A 20795-nucleotide genomic window follows, 5' to 3' on the forward strand; every position below is an offset into this window, starting at 1 on the left:
GCTTTTTCAGAGTTTCCCTAAATTTCACGTTGCTGCGTGAAGGACTTGGCCGGAGGCCGCAATAGCTGCAGCTTGCCTGCTCGTATCGCGATTCACTGATGACAAGCTCGCCTGCTAGCTAGCGTAGCGAGAAAGTCTCGCTGTGACTCTGGGCGGCATCTATCTATCCTGCCAGGTGGACGCCTACCGCCTATTTTTGATGTCCCTGTGCTGGTGGCGTCGACAAATGACGACACGCCTCCCACCGCTTTGGCAGCGCAAAGGGCGCTATCAGTTGTGCAGCATTTTTAGCCAGTCCGCGAACGCCTGTGCAGTTCGTGGTTGCCCCGGATTTTGCTAATTATGTCTGGTGGTCAAAAAGTGGTGCGGCCGCTAGCAGAGTGTACGTGTAACTCAGTATTTACGGCTCAATCAGGTCTCATATCGTCGAATCCATCAGCGGGTCGCTACTAGCCATCTTTGAGTGGGAGCCGATTCGCATGTGCTGCCGGCTTTGTTGGGGGAAATCTGGGGGAATTGCTCCCCCAAAACATGGTGCGTCATGCTTAATTCTGTTGCATGGATGTTCTTTTAAATCAGTAGCTTGGTTGTGGGGTCTTTGAAAATATGGTGTAGATATTGGATTCGAAATCCGTTCAGATCGGACGAGCAGGTTGGGGGGGCGTGGGCAATTTGGCGTGAAAACGATTCAGCTGCGAGCCTGGCTTAGGAAGGGCAGATCGGTGCGAGCTGGCTGAGACTCGCAATTGGGAGCGTTTTGAGTGCTTCTGCCGGAAAAGAAGTTGGCCGCGGCGGTTCTGAATTTCTGCAGAGCTCGCCTATTCAAGGTCTACAGATCACCGACCGTATGGGGCGCTGGATTGGCCTAGCTGACGGCATTCGCATTTCAGAGCGCTGGTATATGGCCGGCTATCCAGGATATCTGAAGGGATGCCCTGGCTTGAAACGACCCCCGAAACGGCCCCCAGATCTATATGGGATACCCTGATAGGGCTGGAGGCTGCGGAAATACTGGAGCGCGAAGGGAAATCGAATCGTCTAGTAAATACGCGTGCTCTGCGGTGTTTTAAAGTTCGGGCATACAGGTGGGCATACAGGGTGCTGGTTGCTGAGCTGTGAGCCCCCCCGCAGTCGGGGTTCGCCAAGCTCCTCGAGTAGACATCACAAGCCCAATCGATAAGACTCCAGCTATCTAGGGTTGAGCGTGTGAAGCGCCGACTTGGGTTACGTCGCGCTGGTCAATCTGAAATGAGCAGCTCGCTTGCAAGGAGTCGTTGTCAAGATATCTATCGCTCAGCATTTCACAGTATTCGTACTCGCCGCGGGCGCTGGGAGCATGTCGACCTGGACGCGGGGCTTTGGGACATCCCGGCAGAACTTGTGAAGAAAGACGCCGGCACCTAGTGCCGCTCCCGCCAAGGGCTGTTGAGTTGCTGCAGGCCCTCGTGTGCATCAAACCGCTGCCGGCCGCGGTGGATATAGACTGAGGAGCCCCGAAGAGGCTCCTCAGGGCTCTATGACAGGTCGGCGACCTCCCGCTCGATCATACGTTTGATGTGCTCTTCGCTGCCGATCATGGTTTCACCGTCCTGACGCAGCGATTTAAGCAATCCCACCATCATCGCCAGCAGCACGAAGGAAAAGGGCAGGGCCCCGGCGATCGACGCCGCCTGCAGCGACTTCATGGCCTGGTCTCCGCCAAGGAGTAGCAGGATCAGCGTCACTCCACCCAGTACCGAGCCCCATATGATGCGCTGCTGCACCGGCGGGCGTCGGCCGAACGCCAGCAGTCGGCCCAGCACCAGGGTGCCGGAGTCGGCGGAGGTGACGAAGAAGATCACCACCACAACCAGAGCCGCAGCCTTGGCCAGGGTGGCCAGGGTGCCCGGCGTCAGCACGTCGAAGATGTTGTAGAAGGCACCGGCATAGTCCCAGCGGTTGACGGCAGCATCGTAGATACTCATGTCGACGCCGTAGATGGCTTCGTGAATGCCCGCAGAACCCAGCACGCCGAACCAGACAAGAGCCACCAGCGAAGGAATGAACATGACGCCGAACATGAACTCGCGGATGGTGCGACCGCGCGATATGCGCGCGATGAACATGCCGACGAAACCGGCCCAGGCAATCCACCAGCCCCAGTAGAAGATGGTCCAGCCACCCTGCCAGACGCGTTCTTCTGGGCTGCGCGCGGTCCAGAGCGTCATGGACACCGCGTCGGAAAGGTAGTCCCCGAATGCGGTGATAGTGCTGGCGATCAGGTAGTTGGCGTCGCTGGCCAGCATGAAGTAGCTCAGGATAGCGATGCAGATCCAGGAGTTCGCCGTGGACAGTGCCTTGATGCCCTTGGCGACCCCGCTGGTCGCCGAGGCAGTAGCGGAAACGGTGATGATGGCAATCGACAGCACGGTGACGGTTTGGGATTTTTCCGCCAGCAGGCCCAGCGAAATCAGCCCTGCCGAGATCTGCTCGACCCCTAGTCCGAGCGTTGTGGCGATACCGAAGATGGTGCCGAACACGGTCAGGATGTCCACGGCATGGCCGATCGGGCCGTAGATCCGATTACCGATCAGCGGATATAGCGCCGAGCGCATCGACAGTGGCAGGCCTTTGCGGAACGCGAAGTAGGCCAGCGAGACGCCGACGATGCCGTACATGGCCCAGGCGACAGTGCCCCAATGGAAGATGGTCAGTTTGATACCACCGGCAGCCGCTTCGGCTACCAAGTCACTCGGCACCGGAAATCCTGCGTCACCGGGCCCCAAGCCCTGTGCCAGCGCGGCTTGCTTAGCTTCGAAGAAGGCAACGACGGCAGATTTAACCTCATGACTGAGGAAGGGATTGCCGCCGCTCCAGCCGCTGGCGAAATGAATCATCGGCTCGGAAACCCCAAAGAACAGCAAGGCGGCGCCCGTGCCGCAACTGAACAGCATCGAGAACCAGGCGAAATTGCTGAACTCGGGTCTTTCCTCATCTTGGCCGAGGCGTATTCGGCCAACCCGGGAGAAGGTGATGTACAGGCAGACCGCGAAGGCCAGGAACATCATCACCACGTAGTACCAGCCCAGGGTGCTTTCGATCCAGGTCTTTAGCCCAAGGAACTGTTCGCTAGCCGTCTTGCCAAGCAAAATCGCATAGAGCATGAAGAACACGATCATGGTGATGGCGGTTATGCCAAGTGTGGGGTTCAATCCTTTTAATATGCCCCTCTGCTCGATAAGCGCATCTAGATGTTCGTTGGGGAGCATGGAGTTCTCTCGTCAGAATGTGTTGGGTGAGTTTTTCTGATTAGCAATTATTTTCAGCTGCTACCGCCAGCGGTCCCACACGAGCAGACAGGGAGACGAAAAATATGAACCTACCTGCAGTTCATCGACTCGGTTGGCCGGAGAAACGTCGCATTGTGATCCCCACCCAGTTTGCATTGGCGTGGGCTGAGCTTCATCGCTAATTGGGCGAGCTGATCTGCTGCTCACAATGAGCAGTGCTCGGGTAACGCGCGCCGGGCGCTTGGCCCGGCGCGCGATCAGCGGATTACAGCTTCAGGTGCTTGATCACCGCGGTCTTGCCATCCTGGCCGTCGAAGGTGGTCACGCCCGCCAGCCAGATATCCAACCACTGGGGGTTCTCGGCGATCCATTTCTTGGCCGCCTCTACCGCCGGCTCCTTGTCCATGATGCGCTCCATCATGTGCGATTCCATCGGGATGTCGAACTTCATGTTGCTCACCAGTTTGGCGGCGTTCGGGCAGCGGGTCCGGTAGTCGTTGGCCATCACCGTGTGCACCTTGGCTGCGCCGCCGTCCGGGCCCCAAAGGTCATCGGCGCCGCTGAGGTAGGTCATGTCGAACTGCAGGTTCATCGGGTGCGGGGCCCAGCCGAGGAAGACGATCGGCTCCTGCTTGCGGACGGCCCGTGCGACCTGCAGGCGCATGGCGGTCTCGCTAGACTCCACCAGCTCGAAGTCACCGAGGTCGTAGCGGTTCTCTTCGATCATGGTCTTGATCAGCTGGTTGCCGCCGGCGCCGGACTCGATGCCGTAGATCTTTCCCTTGAGCTGGTCTTTGTAGCGGGCGATGTCGCTCATGTCCTTGAGGCCGTCGGCAGCCAGGTAGCTCGGCACCGCCAGGGTGAACTTGGCGCCGACCAGATTGGGCTCCTCCACCAGGGTGACGCTGTTGTTGGCGATCGCGGGCTGGAACAGCGGGTCGGAAGCCGGCGACCAGTAGTCGAGGAAGAAGTCGACATCCTTCTTCTGCACCGAGACCAGGATGATCGGCAGGCTCAGGGTGGAGACCTTCGCCTGGTAGCCCAGGCCCTCGGCCACTGCCATGGTCAGGCCGTTGATCGCGCCGTTGTCCACCCAGCCGACGTCGGCCATGCGCAGGGTCTGGCAAGAGGGGGCCTCCTGGGCCCAGGACTGGCTGGCGCCGAGGGTCAGGGCAAGAGCCACCAAAGCAGTACGATTCGTTCTATTCATTTTTCGTCTCGTCAGGTTCAGGTTGTGGCAGAAGTGTCGAACGGCGCTCCCGGCGCGGCTGCCGCATAGCCGCTGGGGTCAGCGGACTTGCGGTCTTCGGGCCTTTCCGTTCAGGTGCCAGGTTGGCATTGCGGTCCGGCTGTCCATGGGGGCACTCGGTCGGAGTCGGGGGCAGAGCAAGACTGCGGCCAGGCCGGGTGGCTGACAAACGATCTATTCGACCGCTAAGGCCAAGCTCAGCTAATGCCTGGCTTTTTCATAGATCGCCTCCCGCGCCGCACCGTCCCTGTGCGGCCCCGGGCTTGAGCGCTCTACGGCGGTCTGTGCCGTGTCCGAGCGGGCTCAGAGGTGCACGTAGAGATCCTCGCCCTCGATGCTGACCGCATAGGTCTTGGCCTTGATGCTGCGGTCGACGATGAACTCGCCGGTCTTGATTTCGAATTCCCAGCCGTGCCAGGCGCAGCGCACCAGATCATCCTTCTGACCGTAGATGAATTCGTAGTGCGCGGTGTCCTGCGTGGTACCGCACTGCGGCCCCTCGCACAGCGCCGCGCCGCGGTGCGGGCAGACGTTGAGCATGGCGTGGTAATCGCCGCCGACGTTGAAGATGCCGACCGGCAGGTTGCCGAGCTTGACGATCTTCTGCTGGCCGCTGGCGACTTCATGGGTCTTGCAGGCCAGTACTTTCTTCGCATTCATGGGCTTCTCCTCTCTATCAGGCGGTCTTGGCCAGGGGCTGGGTTAGGCGCGAATACACCTTCAGGGCGTTGCCGCCGAGGATGCTGTCGCGCCACTGCGGCGGGATGTGCAGGGATTCGACACTGTCGTAGTCCCAGTGCGGGTAGTCGGAGGCGAACAGCAGGGTGTTCTCGCCGTCCATCGCCTCGAGAATCGCCCACAGGTGCTCGACCTTGGTGCCAGGTTGCTCCAGCGGCTGGGTGGTGAAGCGGATGTTGCGCTTGAAGTACTCGCTGGGCAGCATCTTCAGCCACGGCGTCTCCTTGCGCAGTGCCTTGTAGTTGGCGTCCAGGCGCCAGAGCACGCTGGGCACCCAGGCCACGCCACACTCGATGACCACGAAGTACAGGTCCGGCCATTTCTCGAATACGCCCTGGGCGATCATGCTGGCCACGTGGGTCATGGCCGATTGCGGCAGCAGCGCATGGGTCTCCCAGAAATAAGTGGTCGGGCCGGCGCCGATTGGGTTGCTGTTGACTCCGCCCTGGCCGCCAAGGTGGATGGCGAAGGGCAGGCCCATCTCCGCGCAGGCCTCGTAGATGGGGTGGTAGAAGGGGTCGCCATAGGGCCGCTGGGCGCCATGGGAAGCCAGCACCTGGACGATGTCCGGGTGGCCGCCGAGGCGGCGGATTTCCGCGGCCGCGCCGTGTGGGTCGGTCGGGCTGATCAGCAGCGAGCCCTTGAAGCGCCGGTCCTTCGGCAGCCAGTAGTCGACCATCCAGTCGTTGTAAGCGCGCACCAGCGCCGCGGCATAGTGCGGATTGGCCAGGGTCGAGGCCTCCAGAGCCTCGTCGCCGGTGAGGATGGCATAGTCGATGTTGTAACGATCGAGATGCTTCTCCTTCATGATGCTGTAGTGCTCGTCCTGGGTCGCCGGGTTAATGTCAGCGCGCTTGAAGCCTTCTGGATGCAGCCAGGGGCGATGCCCATGGGGGAAGGCGCCAACCGGACCGGGCTGTTCGCCGCGGATGAAGAAGTCCTTGAAGATTCCGTCCATGTAGGGGAGCAGCACCTCCGCTGACATCCAGTAGTTGTGGCAATCGCAATCGATGATCGTGGTCATCTTTCAGGCTCCTGTGGTGATGCGTGGCGGTGGGTCGAGGCCGACCCCTGCCACCACGGCTGGGTGATGGCTGCCATCCTATGGGCCTTAATTTAATTTTTATAATGAATTAAAAATGCCGTATAAAAGCAGAATTACGATTGATTGTTTGGTCTGGGATGCCGCGAATGAAAATCGAGTTTCTGGATACCTTCGCCGACCTGGTGGAGACGCGTAACTTCAATCGCACCGCCGAGCGTCTGTCCGTCACCCAGTCGACGGTGAGCATGCGCATCCGCAGCCTTGAGGAGGCGATCGGTGCCCAGCTGTTCATCCGCGGCCGCGCCGGCGCCGAGCTGACCGCCGAAGGCCGGCGCTTCGAGAGCTACGCGGCCAACCTGCGCCTGTGCTGGAACCAAGCGCGCCAGGACATCAGCATGCCGCGCAACTACCACGGGCGCCTGCGCATCGCCACCCAGGTGAGCCTGTGGCAACGGCTGATCAGCAAATGGGTGTTCTGGCTGCGCCAGGAGTTCCCCAAGACGGCCATCCATGTCGAGGCCGACTACTCCAAGACCATGATCGACGAGCTGAGCTTCGGCAACCTGGACATCGCGGTGATCTACACCCCGCAGTACCGTCCCGAGCTGGAGATCCAGCACCTGTTCAACGAGCGTTTTGTGATGGTCGCCTCGCAGCCGCAGTCGCTCGCCGAGGTCAGCGTGGAAAGCTACGTGCTGGTCGCCATCTGCCCGCACTTCGTGGCCCGTCACGGCGAGCTGCTGCCGCAGTTGCAGCTGGCGCCGGTGTCCATGGGCCTGGGGGTGATGAGCGTGGAGTATCTGCGCGGCCGCGGCGGGGCGGCCTACCTGCCGGCCGACTTGGCGCAGCAGTACATCGACAGCGGCGACTTCTTTCTGGTGGCCGACGCGCCGCAGATCGAGCAGCCGGTGTTCGTCTCCTTCCTCAGCAAGAACCGCCATCGCCCGCAGATCGGCAAGGCGCTTAAGGCCCTGCGTCTGATCGCCCTCGATTAAACGTGGCGCGCGATAGCGATATTAATCGTGCATAGCGATTAATATCGCTAAAACAACCGATCGCCATGATTGATAGGCTCTTCTCTACCCACTGCCGGCCAGCCGCCGCACGGCAGACGCAGAAGAGGCCTGTCCACCATGAAGAGCCTATCGATAGACCCCGCCCAGCTAGCTGTGCTGCCGCTCTGGCCTGCCAGCGAGTTGGAGGTGCGCTGTATCCAGATCACCCAGGAAACTCACGACGTCGCCTCCTTCTGTTTCACCGCGACCCAGCCGATGCTGTTCACTTTCAAGCCGGGCCAGTACGTCAGCCTCATGGTGGAGATCGATGGGCGCCAGGAAGTGCGCTGTTACTCCATTTCCACGCCGCCCTCGCGGCCCTACAACTTCTCCATCACGGTGAAGAAGGTTCCCGGCGGCCTGGTTTCCAACTGGTTGCACGAGCACTTGCATGAAGGCGACTGCCTCCGGGTGCAGGGACCCCAGGGCGGCTTCAATATCATCGATCAACCCTGCGACAAGGCCCTGCTGCTCTCTGGTGGCAGCGGCATCACCCCGCTGATGTCGATGACTCGCTGGCTGTACGACATCGCCGCCGATGTCGATGTGCATTTCGTCCACAGCGCCCGTACCCCGGACGACATCATCTATCACCAGGAACTGCAGGCCATCGATGCGCGCACCCCGAATTTCCGCCTGTCGCTGGTCTGCGAGGGCAGCCTGAGCGGGGCGACCTGGTCGGGCTACCGCGGTTTCCTCGACGCCGCCATGTTGCAGCAGATGGTCCCCGATCTGTTCGAGCGCACCGTCTATGTGTGTGGCCCGGAAAGCTACATGCGCGCCGTGCGCGGCATTCTCCAGACCCTGGACTTTCCCATGCAGCACTATTTCGAGGAGAGCTTCGGTGGTTCCGTGGCGAATGCCCCGGCCCCGACTTCGACCGGCGCGGGCGATTGCGCCGCGCACCAGGTGAGCTTCAGCCGCGCCGGCAAGTGCGTCAGTGGCATCGCCGAAGAAACCATCCTCGACATCGCCGGTAAGCACGGCCTATGGATTCCCTCCGCCTGCCGCATGGGGTTTTGCGGGGCCTGCAAACTGCGCAGGGTCAGTGGCGAAGTGCGCATGAACCACAGTGGTGGCATCAGCGACGCCGAGATCAGCGATGGCTACGTTCTGGCCTGTTGCAGCTATGCAGAAGGCGACGTGGAGTTCGACTATTGAGATCCGTCGGGCGTCGCGAGCACCCGGCTATGTGCGAGGAAACAGATATGCAGCAGGCCCTGCGGGTTGAGAATCTAAGCGTCTCCTACGCCGGTCGCTACGCCGTCGAGGATGCCAGTGTGCGTATCGAAGCGGGGTTGCTGGTCGGCATCATCGGACCCAACGGCGCGGGCAAGTCGACCCTGCTCAAGGCCATACTCGAGCTGATTCCCCGTGACCACGGCCACGTAGAGATTTGCGGCCGACCGTTGCAGCAGTCCCGCCGCACGGTCGCCTATGTGCCACAGCGTAGCGAGATCGATTGGCAGTTTCCGATCAACGTGCTGGATACCGTGCTACTTGGCACCTACCCCAACCTTGGTTGGTTCAACAAGCCCGGGCGCCATGAACGGCAGATGGCGTTGGAATGCCTGCGCCGGGTTGGCATGCAGGACTTCGCCCAGCGCCAGATCGGCGAGCTGTCCGGCGGCCAACAGCAGCGGGTGTTCCTCGCCAGGGCACTGGCACAGCACGCCGACCTGTATCTGTTGGACGAGCCCTTCGTCGGCATCGACGCGCTCAGCGAGCGCACCATCGTCGGCATTCTCCAGTCCCTGCGCGACGCGGGCAAGACGGTACTGGTGGTGCATCACGACTTGAGCAAGGCCACCGAGTACTTCGACCGGCTGATCCTGATCAACAAACGCATCCTCAACTACGGCGCCGCCGCCGAGGTGTGCACCCCGGATGCCCTGACCAAGGCCTACCTGGGCGACTTGCCGTTCACCCATCAACCGGGAGTGGCCTGCTGATGACCTTCCTTCAAGCCGTTGTGGAATATGACTTCCTGCAGAAGGCCCTGCTGACCTCGGCCATGGTTGGCATCATCTGCGGGGTGATTGGCTGCTTCATTATCCTGCGCGGCATGGCGCTGATGGGCGATGCGATCTCTCACGCGGTGCTGCCCGGGGTGGCCCTGTCGTACATGCTGGGTATCAACCTGCTGATCGGTGCGGTGTTTTCCGGCCTGTTCACCGCCATCGCCATCGGCTACGTCAGCCAGCACAGCCGGATCAAGCATGACGTGTCGATCGGCGTGATGTTCACCGCCGCGTTCGCCTTGGGCATCATCCTGATTACCCTGCAGAAGAGCAGCACCGACCTCTACCACATTCTCTTCGGCAACGTCCTGGCGGTGCGTCCAGAGGAAATGTGGATCACCCTGATCATCGGCGCCCTGGTGCTGGCCATGATCTTCCTGTTCTACAAGGAACTGTTGGTCAGCACTTTCGATGCCACCATGGCCGCCGCCTACGGCCTGCCAGTCAAGCTGATCCACTACTTCCTCATGACCCTGCTGACCCTGGTCACAGTGGCCTCGTTGCAGACGGTCGGCATCGTCCTGGTTGTCGCCATGCTAATCACCCCGGCGGCCACCGCCTACCTGCTGACCAGCCGTCTATCACTGATGATCTTCTGGGCCGCAGGCCTGGGTCTGGTCTCGGCCTTCAGCGGTATCTACCTGAGCTTCACCTACAACCTGGCCTCGGGCGCGACCATCGTCATGACCTCGACCCTGTTGTTCCTCACCGCCTTGCTTCTATCCCCCAGCCAGGGCCTGATCTGGCGCGGCCTGCAGACCCGGCGTCGGCGCCATCAGGCGCCATGCGCCGCCGGCCCCGCCAACAACCCTGAAAACGCCATGATCAAGCATGAGGTGACCCCATGATCAGAACCCTTCTACTCATCGCCCTCGGCCTGTTCGGGCCTTGGTTTGCGCCGGTCTGGGCCGAAAGCGGCGCCAAGCTCAAGGTGGTCACCACCTATTCGATCCTCTACGACATCGTGCGCAACGTCGGCGGCGAGCGGGTGGATATCCATAGCCTGGCGCCGGTGGGCTCCAACCCGCACGAATACGACCCACTGCCATTGGACGTGCAGAAGACCAGCGATGCCGACCTGGTGTTCTACAACGGCCTCAACTTGGAAGCCGGCAATGCCTGGTTCGACAAGCTGCTGGGTACCGCCGGCAAATCCGGCGCTGATGCCCCTGTGTTCCGCATCAGCGCCGGGGTTACCCCGCAGCACCTCACCTCAACCGGCCAGGCCGGCAGCGAAGACCCCCACGCCTGGCTGGATGCGCGCAATGGCATGCAGTATGCGCGCAATGCCCGGGACGCCCTGATCCGGGTCGACCCGGCACATGCCGCGACCTACCAAGCCAATGCCGCGGCCTATATCGCCCAGTTGCAGAAGCTGCACGACAAGGCCTTGGCGGACTTTGCCCAGATTCCGGCCGAGCGCCGCTACCTGGTCACCAGCGAGGGGGCGTTCAAGTATTTCTGCGCCGCCTACGGTTTCGAGGCCGGCTATATCTGGGAGATCAATGCGGAAAATCAGGGCACGCCGCAACAGGTCATCGCTCTGCTCGAGCAGCTCAAGCAGCGCCGGGTGCCGGCCCTGTTCGTCGAGACCAGCATCGACCCGCGCAGCATGCAGATGGTCGCGCGTGAGAGCGGCATTGCCATCGCCGGAAGCCTGTACACCGACTCCTTGGGCCTGCCCGGCACCGCCGGCGACAGCTATGCCGGCATGCTCGAGGCGAACATCGCGACCATTCTGGCCAGCCTGCGCTAGGGCTTCCGGGGGATGCGGCCGGCTGGGGAAACAGTGCTCGGGAAGAGCCTGGGGCATGCGGTGCAGCGACCTTATCGTGCATGGCTATTGCGCTGATTGCGAGTTGTCCCCGACGCTCGACAGCCCTGGCAAGCCGGGCTGTCAGCAGCATCCGCAGCGGTCAGTACGAGGTCTTTTGCTGGGCGCGCAGCGCTCTTCACTGCAAGCAGTCGCCAAGGCGTGAGCGATGCAGCAGATCACCAGCGCCTGCAGTTGCCTGGGGGATATGTCACTGCTCAGGGGGGCGCGGTTACCTGGGGCATCACCAGGGCCGCGGCGGCAATCGATATTTGAGAGGGGTACACGGTGATGGGCATGGGGCGCTGTGGGCGACTCCAGTGGCCTGCCGCGCCTGCCGTCCACTCGCCGCGCCTACGGGCAGCGACCACACCGCTTGGTATAGGGGAGTCATCACTCATGTACGTCGCCGTCAAAGCCGCTTGGGCGCTATTGATGAGTATGGGGCTGCTCATGCTCGGCAATGGCCTGCAGGGCTCGCTCATCGGTCTGCGCGCCACACTGGAGGGATTCTCCACCCAACTCGTCGGGATGCTCATGTCCGCCTACTTCGTGGGCTTCCTGCTGGGCTCCACCCTGACCCCCAGGATCGTTGCCAATGTCGGCCACGTGCGGGTGTTTGCCGCACTGGCTTCGCTGGCTTCGACCATGGTGCTGCTCCACTCGATTTTTGTGGACCCGCTGCTCTGGTTCATCATGCGGGTGATCACCGGCTTCTGCATGGCCGGCCTGTACATAGTGGCCGAAAGCTGGCTCAACGATCTGGCCACCAACCAGACGCGGGGCCAGTTGCTGTCGCTGTATATGGTCATCATGATCGGTGGCATGGCCTGCGGCCAGTTGTTGCTCAACGTCGCCGACCCGGGCGGCTTCAAACTGTTCATTCTGATCTCGGTGCTATTGTCCTTCGCCTTGTTGCCGGTTTTGCTCAGCGTCGCGCCGGCGCCGAGCTTCGCCTCACCGGCGCCCATGGGCCTGCGCCAGCTGTATCTCAGCTCGCCCCTCGGCGTGATTGGCTGCATGGCCGTCGGGCTGTCCAACGGTGCGGTGGTGGGCATGGGGGTGATCTACGCGGAGCTGATCGGTTTTCCGCTCTCCGACATCTCTATGTTCATGGGCCTGATTCTGCTGGGCAGCGTGGTACTGCAATGGCCGATCGGCCATCTGTCCGACAAGCATGATCGGCGCTGGGTCATCCTCGTGGTCACCTTGCTGGCCGCAGTGGTGGCGCTGGTGGCGATAGCCGTATCGCAGCTATCTGCCAATAGTCTGCTGGGCGTGGCGTTCCTATTCGGCGGCCTGTCCTTTCCTATGTATTCGCTGTGCGTGTCGCACACCAACGACAACCTCGAGCCGACACAGATGGTCGCGGCCAGCGGCAGCCTGGTGCTGGCGGTGGGCATAGGCGCGACCTTGGGGCCTTCGACTGCCGCCGCCGTCATGGACCTGATCGGGCCTAACGGCCTGTTCTGGTTTCTGGCGGTGGTGCATGCCGGCGTCGGCGTGTTCGCCCTGTACCGCATGACGCAACGCACCGCGGTGCCACTGGATGAGCAAGGCCATTGTGTTGCCATTCCAGCCACCGCGTCCCAAGTGGCGATGGCCATGGTCCAGGAAACGGCGGTGGGCGATGCGGATGCGGATGCGGATGCGGATGCGGATCGTGCAGTCGACAGCCAGGTCGAGGCAAATATCAGCTGAGCGAGCTGGCGACCTTAACCATCGCGTGCCCGGTTGCCGGTAGCGCTCACTGCCGCCGCCACTTTCCTGCGCGTCCACAGGCGTGCGTGCTTTTGCCGAGAGTCGCCGCATGAGGGCGGGCGCTAGGGGCGCCCTTTGGCCCACGGCATCTTGCGCTTGGACTGCGCGAGGATAGTAAAAGCATGGCCAGGATCCAGTTGAGTGTGCCCGCACTTTCGTAGGCTGGTGACGCCGAAGGCTCGGCCTGTTCAGCCGGGCAATGCGCGCCTTGTAGCTCGCATACGATCCGGGGAACAGTTGTGCCGCAGTCTGCCGATCAGGCGGGTGCACGTCACCTCGGGCGTTTGCTTCAGCCCAGCCACTTCACCGCGAACAGAATCAGCGTGGCGAGAAATACGGTTTCGCTGATCAGCAGGGTCGCCGGGCGCCAACCAACCTCCAGCAGCGACTTCAGCGAGGTCTTCATGCCCAGGGCGGCAATGGCTGTGATCAGGCACCAGCGCGAGACGTCGCTGGCGAACGCCTGCACCTGCGCCGAGGCCACGCCGCTGCTGTTGAGGGCGACGAAGAGCACGAAGAAGATGATGAACAATGGCAGCGGCAAGGCCGGGCGCGGCCCCTCGCTGTGCTTGCGCAGCAGCAGCGACAGGCTGAAGACGATGGGCACCAGCATGGCCACGCGCAGCAGCTTGATCACCGTGGCGCTGTCGCCGGTTTCGTCCGACATGCTGTAGCCGGCACCGACCACCTGGGCCACGTCATGGATAGTGGCGCCGAGGAACACCCCGGCCTGCTGGGCGTCCAGCCCGAGCCATTGGGCGATCGGCGGGTAGGCGATCATGGCGATGGTGCTCAGCGCGGTGACGCTGATCACGGTGAAGATGGTGTTGCGCTCGCTGTCCTTGTTCTGCGGCAGCACCGCGGAGATGGCCAGGGCCGCCGAGGCGCCGCAGATGCCCACGCTGCCGCCGCTGAGAACACCGAAATCCCGCGACTGGCCGAGCAGGCGGGAGAGGAGGATGCCGAAGCTGATGGTCAGGAACACCGCGCCTATCACCACCGCCATCAGCGTGCTGCCCAGCGAGAGGATCTGCTCCAGGGTGATGCGCATGCCGAGCAGCGCCACGCCGATGCGCAGGATGGTGCTGGAGGTGAAACGGATGCCGGCGACCGCGCGCCCCTCCTCGGAGAGAAAGCCCAGGGCCATGCCCAGCAGCAGCGCCATGAGCATCACCGGCGCACCGTAGTGCTCGGAGAGGAAGGCGGCGCTGGCGGCAACCACGGCCGAGGCGATCACGCCCGGCAACAGCAAGGCCAGGCGCTGTTTGCGTTCCATCAGCCAGGAGGTCGGCACCGCCTCATCCTGGGGCTGACTGTGGCTGGGCGGGATCGTGTGGTGCTGCTTGATTGTCATGTGCTCACCTTCCAGCCGGTGGTTGTGACATGACGGGTTTTCGAGGTTGGCAAGTCGTTGTGCTGGAACCAGGCCATGCGGCTCAGCGTTACCACCATAGCGGCGATGGTCGCGCTGGATGCTGGGCCTGGCAGTACCACTTCGAGGCGCCGAGCCAGCAGCCGCAATGGGTGGGGGTAGGGGGTGTCCAGGCGTCTGGTTTTCAACAAAGACATGGCGGCGGTTTCCTTGGTGGTCGCAAGCAAACCTAAGCGCTTTGTGCTTAATTTAAAAATTGATTATATGCATATAACCTACCTGCATAAGCGGTCGATGCCCGTGCGGATAAGCCTGAGGCAATTACAGATCTTCTGCGCTGTTGCCAAGGCGGGCAGCGCCACGGCGGCGGCCGAGTCGATCGCCTTGCCGCAGTCCGCCACCAGTGCCTCGCTGAACGAGTTGGAGGTGATGCTGGCCACCCAGCTGTTCGACCGCGTCGGCCGGCGCTTGTTGCTCAACGACAATGGCCGGCTGCTGCTACCGAAGGCGTAGCAGTTACTCGATGGCGCCAGTCAGATCGAGGAGCATTTCCAGGGTGAGGTCGGCGCGCTGAAGAGCAGGGCGGGTGGGGGCCAGCAGCAACATCGACAACTACATGCTGCCGCAATAGCTGGCGGAGTTTCGACGTATGTGCCCGGAAATTCCAGGTGAATGTGGCCATTTCCAATAGCGCCGCGGTGGTGGCCATGGTGGCCAACTTCGAGGTCGAGATTGGTCTGATCGAAGGGCCCTGTCATGAAGTCGGGTTGACTGTGAGCTCTACTGCCGGAAGCTGCAGCTGGCTGATGAACTTGCTCGCGTAGACGAAGGAAATGCCCAGACTCATCGAGCCCGCCAGCATGTTGCACTGGCATGTATGCCGTTTGCAGGTTAATGACTGGCATCGTACGGAGCACAAGCGAACTCCTATCCTTCTGGGTACCTTGTCTTGTGCTAGCAGGTTCCCGTTTTCATATGCACACACCGTGCTGCCGGTTGCGGTGTAGACCACGAGGCCATTGGGAAGGTCAATGGGGGAAGGGATCGAATCTTTATCGCTGTGTCAGAGCATTAATGGCAAATCAGTAGGTATCCGACGGAATGCCCTGCTTGAAACGGCCCCCAACTTTGTATGGGCAACCCAGATAGGGCTGGAGGCTGCGGAAAAATTGGAGCGGCGAAGGGAATCGAACCCTCGTCATGAGCTTGGGAAGCCTTGCTAAAGGTGAAATCGCGTCTGAAGGTGTTCCTCTGTCACGACACAGTGCAAAGAATTTGCTTAATTCAGTTTCTATGGTTTGACAAGATTATGATTTTAAATAGAAAAATTTAGAGATCTGTCCAATCCATCATCGGCGCCACGGAAAAGCGGCGGGACAGCGCAGGGCGCGTGGTTGCTGGTGTTGAAGCTGATTCTAGAGGCATTGGGCTTGTCGCGTTTCCGCCGTGTTTTCGGGGGTTCTAGGGCGTTCTCTTGAGGCGCTGGTACAAAGTGCCGCCGCAAAGTTCGTTTGTACCGCCGGCCAGGAGGGCGTAACACTGTGGCAACCACGTGCTCCCGAAAGAGCGCGGACGGCTCGCTTCCCTTTTAGTGCGTGGATCCGCATCAAGGAAGAATGGCGTGCGAGTTTACCAAGAGCGCCAGACTTTTGCCCGTCTGCGGGCTATTTGCGGGCTATTCGGGCCTGGGCCACGTGTCGTGAGACCGAGCTGAGTATTTCGAGCGACATAGGCGGCAGCGGGGAAACGGACAATTGCCGCAGGCCGGCGCCAAACTGTAGTGGATCCACTGATCCCGGGGTCGCCAGCACTCGGCAGCCAGAGCCGCCAATCGGGTGGCCCAAGGCGCTGGCGCCGCCGTTGACGTTGACCTTATCGGCTTCCCAGCCCAGTACCTTGCCGACCGCCAGGGCCTGGGCGGCGAAGGCCTCGGCCATGTTCGCGCTCATCAGCAGCACCGCGGCGGCGCCGCCGTTGAGGCTGGAGGCATTGCCGGAGGTGAAGCTGCCGTCCTTCTTGAGCGCGGGCTTGAGCGCGGCCCGGGACTCCGGGGTGGTGTCGGCGCGGGGCTGTTCGTACTGAACGCCGCCCACCTGCTTGGCGTCGAGGCCGGGGAGGCCTTCACCCCGCCTGTGCTGGACTTCCTCAAAGGCTGAGCGAAGGCTGGGAAAAAACGGCGGAGCAGGACTGCTGTCGACCCGAGTAGTGGCCTACAGGTGAGCGCTGGAGTGCCCTTCGGTCGTGGCGCCGGAAAACTGAGCAGGCGCTGAGTCCGGTTCGAGCGCTTCAAGTGCGTGGCAGGGATTGGATCTACCTATTGGGCGACTCTGAACAACTCTGCGTCGAAGTTAGACAGATTCTGTAGCCGCTAGCGGCCGAAAATCCTCATCAAATCGCGCACCGGATGGTGCGCAGTGATCGAGGATTCGCTATGGCCATCAGTGTGTTCGACCTGTTCAAGATCGGTATCGGGCCTTCCAGCTCCCATACCGTCGGCCCCATGCGCGCCGCGGCGCTGTTCGTCGGTGCCCTGCGCGAGCGTCGCCTGCTCGAGCGCGTCGGCCGTGTCGAGGTGCGCCTGTACGGTTCGCTGTCGGCCACCGGCGTCGGTCACGGCAGCGACACCGCGGTGATCATGGGCCTGATGGGCGAGTGGCCCGACAGCATCGACCCGAGCCAGATCGCCCCGCGCGTCGAGGCGCTGCGCGAGAGTGGCCAGCTGCAGCTGGACGGGCGCCTGGCGGTGGCCTTCGACTGGCAGCGCGACATGCTGCTGCTGGAGGAGAACCTGCCGTACCACCCCAATGCCATGACGCTGACGGCGTTCTGCGGCGAAGGCCGCGAGCTGCACAGTGACACCTACTACTCGATCGGCGGCGGCTTCGTGGTCGACGCCGAGCAGGCCGCCGCCGGCCAGCTGGATCAGGACAGCACCCGGCTGCCCTACGACTTTTCCAGCGCCGCCGAGCTGCTCAGCCTGTGCAAGCAGCACGGCCTGCGCGTGTCGCAGCTGATGATGGAGAACGAGAAGGCCTGGCGCAGCGAGGCGGAGATCCGCGCCGGCCTGATGCGCCTGTGGCAGGCCATGCGTGACTGCGTGGACAATGGCCTGAAGCACGAGGGCATCCTGCCCGGCGGCCTCAACGTCAAGCGCCGCGCCGCCAAACTGCACCGCAGCCTGCAGGAGATGAGCAAGCCCAACGTGATCGGCTCGACCCTGAGCGGCATGGAGTGGGTCAACCTGTTCGCCCTGGCGGTGAACGAGGAAAACGCCGCCGGCGGGCGCATGGTCACCGCGCCGACCAACGGCGCGGCGGGGATCATCCCGGCGGTGCTGCACTACTACGTGCGCTTCAGCCCGGCGGTGAGCGAGGCCGACGTGGTCGACTACCTGCTGGCGGCCGCCGCCGTGGGCATCCTGTGCAAGAAGAACGCCTCGATCTCCGGCGCCGAAGTGGGTTGCCAGGGCGAGGTCGGTTCGGCCTGCGCCATGGCCGCCGCGGGCCTGGCGGAGATCCTCGGCGCCACCCCGGAGCAGCTGGAGAATGCCGCCGAGATCGGCCTGGAGCACAACCTCGGGCTGACCTGCGACCCGGTCGGCGGCCTGGTCCAGGTGCCGTGCATCGAGCGCAACGCGATCGCTGCGGTGAAGGCGATCAACGCCGCGCAAATGGCCCTGCGCGGCGACGGCGAGCACTTCATCTCGCTCGACCGGGTGATCCGCACCATGCGCGACACCGGTGCCGACATGCACGACAAGTACAAGGAAACCTCGCGCGGTGGCCTGGCGGTCAGCGCGGTCGAGTGTTGAGCCCAGTAATTCATTCGTTAGTGAGCCGCTTGCCGCTCCATTGCCAGGCCGTTACCGAGGAGATATCCCCATGTCCGCTTACCAGGCGCTGAAGCAGCCGGCAGAGGTTGCGATCCAGACGATCGGCTTCATGCTCACCGACGAGTTCAGCCTCATAGCGTTGGCTGCAGTACTGGAGCCGTTGCGCCGCGCCAATCAGTTTTCCGGCAGCAACCTGTATCGCTGGCGCACCCTGACGGTGGATGGCCGGCCGGTGCGGGCCAACAGCGGCATGCTGGTCACGCCGGACGGTGCCGCCACGTCCGAGGACGAGCTGGATGCGTTGATCATCTGCGGAGCGGAAAACATCCAGCGCCGCTGCGACCCAGAGCAGATTCGCCTGCTGCAACGGCTGGCCGATCGAGGCACCCACCTGGGCAGCCTGGGTTCTGGCAGTTGGCTTCTGGCCAATGCCGGTCTGCTGGACGGCTATGAATGCTGCACAAGCTGGGAGTACCGGGTCGACATGCAGGAAGCCTTTCCCGGCGTCGTCCTCAGTAGCCGGCATTTCGTTCTGGATCGTGACCGCTTCACCGCGGGGAATGGCAGCGACGGGGCGGACATGATGCTCCAGCTGATCCTGCGCAGCCATGGCCCTGTGCTGGCGCAGGCGATCGGCGATACCCTGGTGCTGGAGCGCATCCGCAGCGAGCAGGTGCCTCAAAGATTGACGCTACGGCAGACCTTGGGCAGCGCCCAGCCGAAATTGCAGGAGGCGATCGGGTTGATGGAAGCGAATCTCGAGGAGCCCATCGAGTTAGGGCGGCTGGCGAGCTTTGTCGGCCTGTCTCGGCGCCAACTCGAGCGATTGTTCTGCCAGCATCTGCACTGTTCGCCATCGCGTTACTACCTGAAGTTGCGGCTGCTGCAGGCCCGCCAGCTACTGAAGCAGACGAGGCTATCGATACTGGAAGTCGCCACCGGTTGTGGATTCGTATCCCCGCAGCATTTCTCCAAGTGCTATCGCGAGCACTTCGGCGCGGCCCCGAGTCGCGAGCGTCAAAACAGTTCGCCGCGCGCTGCGTTGGCCATGCACTGACCTAATCAACGCCTGGATTTTCTTTAGGCTCGCCCGTGCGACATAGCACCGGCGGGCCTTTTTTTTGTTTTCCGGAAACGCGTGGGGGCGCAACGAATGCCCGGTGCGAGGCAAGCGCGCAGTCGGTGTTTATGTGCATGGATTGGGCCAGATCGCGCCTTGTGCAGGCTCCGTTCCGCTGGGCTCCGAAGGCCATTGTCCGCCGCGTGGCCAGTGCCTGGAGGGCGCTCCAGGCGGGGTAGCGGATCTGACCAATTTCGGGTCGGAAACGTACAAAAACGGCCTGCGGGCATCTGGTGCAATGCTTTCCAACGGCTCGCCAAACCGGCGGACCGAGTCACTGGAAAACAAAAAGGATTCACGCCATGCAAATGCCCAAGACGATCCGGATTCAGAACGGCGAAAAGGTCAAATCCACTTTCTCCGCTCAGGAGTATGTCAACCGCCAGGCCAAACTGCGTGCCCACATGGCAGCGCAGGACATCGACGCCGCGGTATTCACCTCGTACCACAACATCAACTACTACAGCGACTTCCTGTTCTGCTCGTTCGGTCGTCCCTACGCCCTGGTGGTGACCCAGGACGCCGTAGTCAGCATCAGCGCCAACATCGATGGTGGCCAGCCTTGGCGTCGCACCGCCGGTACCGACAACATCGTCTACACCGACTGGCAGCGCGACAACTACTTCGTCGCCATCCAGCAGGCGCTGCCGAAGGCGCGCCGCATCGGCATCGAGTACGACCACATCAACCTGCAGAACCGCGCCAAGCTGGCCGACCGCTACCCGGACGCCGAGCTGGTCGACATCGCCGCCCCGTGCATGGGCATGCGCATGATCAAGTCCGCCGAAGAGCACGAGATGATCCGCCATGGCGCGCGCATCGCCGACATCGGTGGCGCCGCGGTGGTCGAGGCGCTGCGTGACCAGGTGCCGGAGTACGAAGTGGCCCTGCATGCCACCCAGGCCATGGTGCGCGAGATCGCCCGTACCTTCCCGGACGTCGAGCTGATGGACACCTGGACCTGGTTCCAGTCCGGTATCAACACCGACGGCGCACACAACCCGGTGACCACCCGCAAGGTGAACAAAGGCGACATCCTCAGCCTGAACTGCTTCCCGATGATCGCCGGCTACTACACCGCGCTGGAGCGCACCCTGTTCCTCGATCACTGCTCCGACGACCATCTGCGCCTGTGGCTGGCCAACGTCGAGGTGCACGAGGCTGGCCTGAAGCTGATCAAGCCGGGCATGCGCTGCAGCGATATCGCCCGTGAGCTGAACGAGATCTTCCTCAAGCACGACCTGCTGCAGTACCGCACCTTCGGCTACGGCCACTCCTTCGGCACGCTCAGCCACTACTACGGCCGTGAAGCCGGGCTGGAGCTGCGCGAGGACATCGACACGGTTCTCGAGCCGGGCATGGTGGTGTCCATGGAACCGATGATCATGCTGCCGGAAGGTCTGCCGGGCGCCGGTGGCTACCGCGAGCACGACATCCTGATCGTCAACGAGCAGGGCGCGGAGAACATCACCAAGTTCCCGTACGGGCCGGAGAAGAACATCATTCGCAAGTGATGTCCG

Annotated in this window: 15 protein-coding genes and 1 pseudogene; 10 read left to right on the top strand and 6 right to left on the bottom strand. The window is 62.3% G+C overall.

Annotation, left to right across the window (positions count from 1 at the left end; all coding sequences use genetic code 11):
* Positions 1-1514 precede the first annotated feature (1514 nt).
* From LPB260_RS13995 to LPB260_RS14010, 4 genes are all read right to left on the bottom strand, one after another.
* A complete protein-coding gene (locus LPB260_RS13995) occupies positions 1515-3248 on the bottom strand; it encodes a BCCT family transporter (RefSeq protein WP_208709620.1) in 1734 nt (577 codons plus the stop codon).
* A 286-nt stretch (positions 3249-3534) separates the two neighbouring features.
* The gene (gene choX / locus LPB260_RS14000; RefSeq protein WP_208709622.1) at positions 3535-4479 is read right to left on the bottom strand and encodes a choline ABC transporter substrate-binding protein; all 945 of its coding nucleotides are present in this window, start codon (positions 4477-4479) and stop codon (positions 3535-3537) included.
* Positions 4480-4821: 342 nt separating this feature from the next.
* Positions 4822-5178, bottom strand: a complete 357-nt coding sequence (locus tag LPB260_RS14005; RefSeq protein WP_208709624.1) for a Rieske (2Fe-2S) protein — start codon at positions 5176-5178, stop codon at positions 4822-4824.
* A 16-nt stretch (positions 5179-5194) separates the two neighbouring features.
* Positions 5195-6280 (bottom strand): amidohydrolase family protein, encoded by a 1086-nt coding sequence (locus LPB260_RS14010; RefSeq protein ID WP_208709627.1) that lies wholly within the window; start codon positions 6278-6280, stop codon positions 5195-5197.
* Positions 6281-6447: 167 nt separating this feature from the next.
* Here LPB260_RS14010 and LPB260_RS14015 point away from each other — a divergent pair, with 167 nt between their 5' ends.
* The 6 genes from LPB260_RS14015 to LPB260_RS14040 all read left to right on the top strand — a co-directional run bounded on the left by LPB260_RS14015 (position 6448) and on the right by LPB260_RS14040 (position 12891).
* A complete protein-coding gene (locus LPB260_RS14015) occupies positions 6448-7296 on the top strand; it encodes a LysR family transcriptional regulator (RefSeq protein ID WP_208709629.1) in 849 nt (282 codons plus the stop codon).
* Positions 7297-7434: 138 nt separating this feature from the next.
* Positions 7435-8517 carry a hybrid-cluster NAD(P)-dependent oxidoreductase gene (locus LPB260_RS14020; protein ID WP_208709631.1) on the top strand — a complete coding sequence of 361 codons (1083 nt, stop codon included), beginning with the start codon at positions 7435-7437 and terminating at the stop codon, positions 8515-8517.
* 47 nt (positions 8518-8564) lie between these two features.
* A complete protein-coding gene (locus LPB260_RS14025) occupies positions 8565-9308 on the top strand; it encodes a metal ABC transporter ATP-binding protein (protein ID WP_208709633.1) in 744 nt (247 codons plus the stop codon).
* Positions 9308-10225, top strand: coding sequence for a metal ABC transporter permease (locus LPB260_RS14030; protein WP_208709635.1), 918 nt, complete (start codon positions 9308-9310; stop codon positions 10223-10225). Before LPB260_RS14025 ends, LPB260_RS14030 begins: the two co-directional genes overlap by 1 nt.
* Positions 10222-11133 (top strand): metal ABC transporter solute-binding protein, Zn/Mn family, encoded by a 912-nt coding sequence (locus LPB260_RS14035; protein ID WP_208709637.1) that lies wholly within the window; start codon positions 10222-10224, stop codon positions 11131-11133. Before LPB260_RS14030 ends, LPB260_RS14035 begins: the two co-directional genes overlap by 4 nt.
* Positions 11134-11589: 456 nt before the next feature.
* On the top strand, positions 11590-12891 hold the full coding sequence (locus tag LPB260_RS14040) for an MFS transporter (RefSeq protein WP_208709639.1): 1302 nt from the start codon (positions 11590-11592) through the stop codon (positions 12889-12891).
* A 349-nt stretch (positions 12892-13240) separates the two neighbouring features.
* On the opposite strand, the gene LPB260_RS14045 is transcribed toward LPB260_RS14040, so the two are convergent.
* Entirely contained in the window at positions 13241-14227 is a 987-nt protein-coding gene (locus LPB260_RS14045; RefSeq protein WP_208710233.1) for a YeiH family protein, read from the bottom strand.
* A gap of 261 nt (positions 14228-14488) precedes the next feature.
* Here LPB260_RS14045 and LPB260_RS28920 point away from each other — a divergent pair, with 261 nt between their 5' ends.
* The gene (locus LPB260_RS28920) at positions 14489-14836 is read left to right on the top strand and encodes a LysR family transcriptional regulator (protein WP_218281523.1); all 348 of its coding nucleotides are present in this window, start codon (positions 14489-14491) and stop codon (positions 14834-14836) included.
* 1286 nt (positions 14837-16122) lie between these two features.
* Here LPB260_RS28920 and LPB260_RS14055 read toward each other — a convergent pair.
* Positions 16123-16398: pseudogene (locus LPB260_RS14055) on the bottom strand (acetyl-CoA C-acetyltransferase); the annotation flags it as partial.
* A 356-nt stretch (positions 16399-16754) separates the two neighbouring features.
* On the opposite strand from LPB260_RS14055, the gene LPB260_RS14060 reads away from it, so the two are divergent.
* The 3 genes from LPB260_RS14060 to LPB260_RS14070 all read left to right on the top strand — a co-directional run bounded on the left by LPB260_RS14060 (position 16755) and on the right by LPB260_RS14070 (position 20789).
* Positions 16755-18134 (top strand): L-serine ammonia-lyase, encoded by a 1380-nt coding sequence (locus tag LPB260_RS14060; RefSeq protein ID WP_208709641.1) that lies wholly within the window; start codon positions 16755-16757, stop codon positions 18132-18134.
* 70 nt (positions 18135-18204) lie between these two features.
* Complete coding sequence (locus LPB260_RS14065; protein ID WP_208709643.1) at positions 18205-19212, top strand: GlxA family transcriptional regulator; 1008 nt, start codon at positions 18205-18207, stop codon at positions 19210-19212.
* 365 nt (positions 19213-19577) lie between these two features.
* The gene (locus LPB260_RS14070; protein ID WP_208709646.1) at positions 19578-20789 is read left to right on the top strand and encodes a M24 family metallopeptidase; all 1212 of its coding nucleotides are present in this window, start codon (positions 19578-19580) and stop codon (positions 20787-20789) included.
* The last annotated feature ends 6 nt before the right edge of the window (positions 20790-20795 follow it).

The sequence above is a fragment of the Pseudomonas sp. LPB0260 genome (assembly GCF_013388395.1).

Excerpts from the sequence above, each read along its gene's own strand:
- LPB260_RS14005 (WP_208709624.1), bottom strand. The coding sequence starts at position 5,178 with ATGAATGCGAAGAAAGTACTGGCCTGCAAGACCCATGAAGTCGCCAGC.
- LPB260_RS14060 (WP_208709641.1), top strand. The coding sequence starts at position 16,755 with ATGGCCATCAGTGTGTTCGACCTGTTCAAGATCGGTATCGGGCCTTCC.
- LPB260_RS14035 (WP_208709637.1), top strand. The coding sequence starts at position 10,222 with ATGATCAGAACCCTTCTACTCATCGCCCTCGGCCTGTTCGGGCCTTGG.
- LPB260_RS14040 (WP_208709639.1), top strand. The coding sequence starts at position 11,590 with ATGTACGTCGCCGTCAAAGCCGCTTGGGCGCTATTGATGAGTATGGGG.
- LPB260_RS14015 (WP_208709629.1), top strand. The coding sequence starts at position 6,448 with ATGAAAATCGAGTTTCTGGATACCTTCGCCGACCTGGTGGAGACGCGT.
- LPB260_RS14030 (WP_208709635.1), top strand. The coding sequence starts at position 9,308 with ATGACCTTCCTTCAAGCCGTTGTGGAATATGACTTCCTGCAGAAGGCC.
- LPB260_RS13995 (WP_208709620.1), bottom strand. The coding sequence starts at position 3,248 with ATGCTCCCCAACGAACATCTAGATGCGCTTATCGAGCAGAGGGGCATA.
- LPB260_RS14025 (WP_208709633.1), top strand. The coding sequence starts at position 8,565 with ATGCAGCAGGCCCTGCGGGTTGAGAATCTAAGCGTCTCCTACGCCGGT.
- LPB260_RS14020 (WP_208709631.1), top strand. The coding sequence starts at position 7,435 with ATGAAGAGCCTATCGATAGACCCCGCCCAGCTAGCTGTGCTGCCGCTC.
- choX (WP_208709622.1), bottom strand. The coding sequence starts at position 4,479 with ATGAATAGAACGAATCGTACTGCTTTGGTGGCTCTTGCCCTGACCCTC.
- LPB260_RS14070 (WP_208709646.1), top strand. The coding sequence starts at position 19,578 with ATGCAAATGCCCAAGACGATCCGGATTCAGAACGGCGAAAAGGTCAAA.
- LPB260_RS14010 (WP_208709627.1), bottom strand. The coding sequence starts at position 6,280 with ATGACCACGATCATCGATTGCGATTGCCACAACTACTGGATGTCAGCG.
- LPB260_RS14045 (WP_208710233.1), bottom strand. The coding sequence starts at position 14,227 with ATGGAACGCAAACAGCGCCTGGCCTTGCTGTTGCCGGGCGTGATCGCC.
- LPB260_RS14065 (WP_208709643.1), top strand. The coding sequence starts at position 18,205 with ATGTCCGCTTACCAGGCGCTGAAGCAGCCGGCAGAGGTTGCGATCCAG.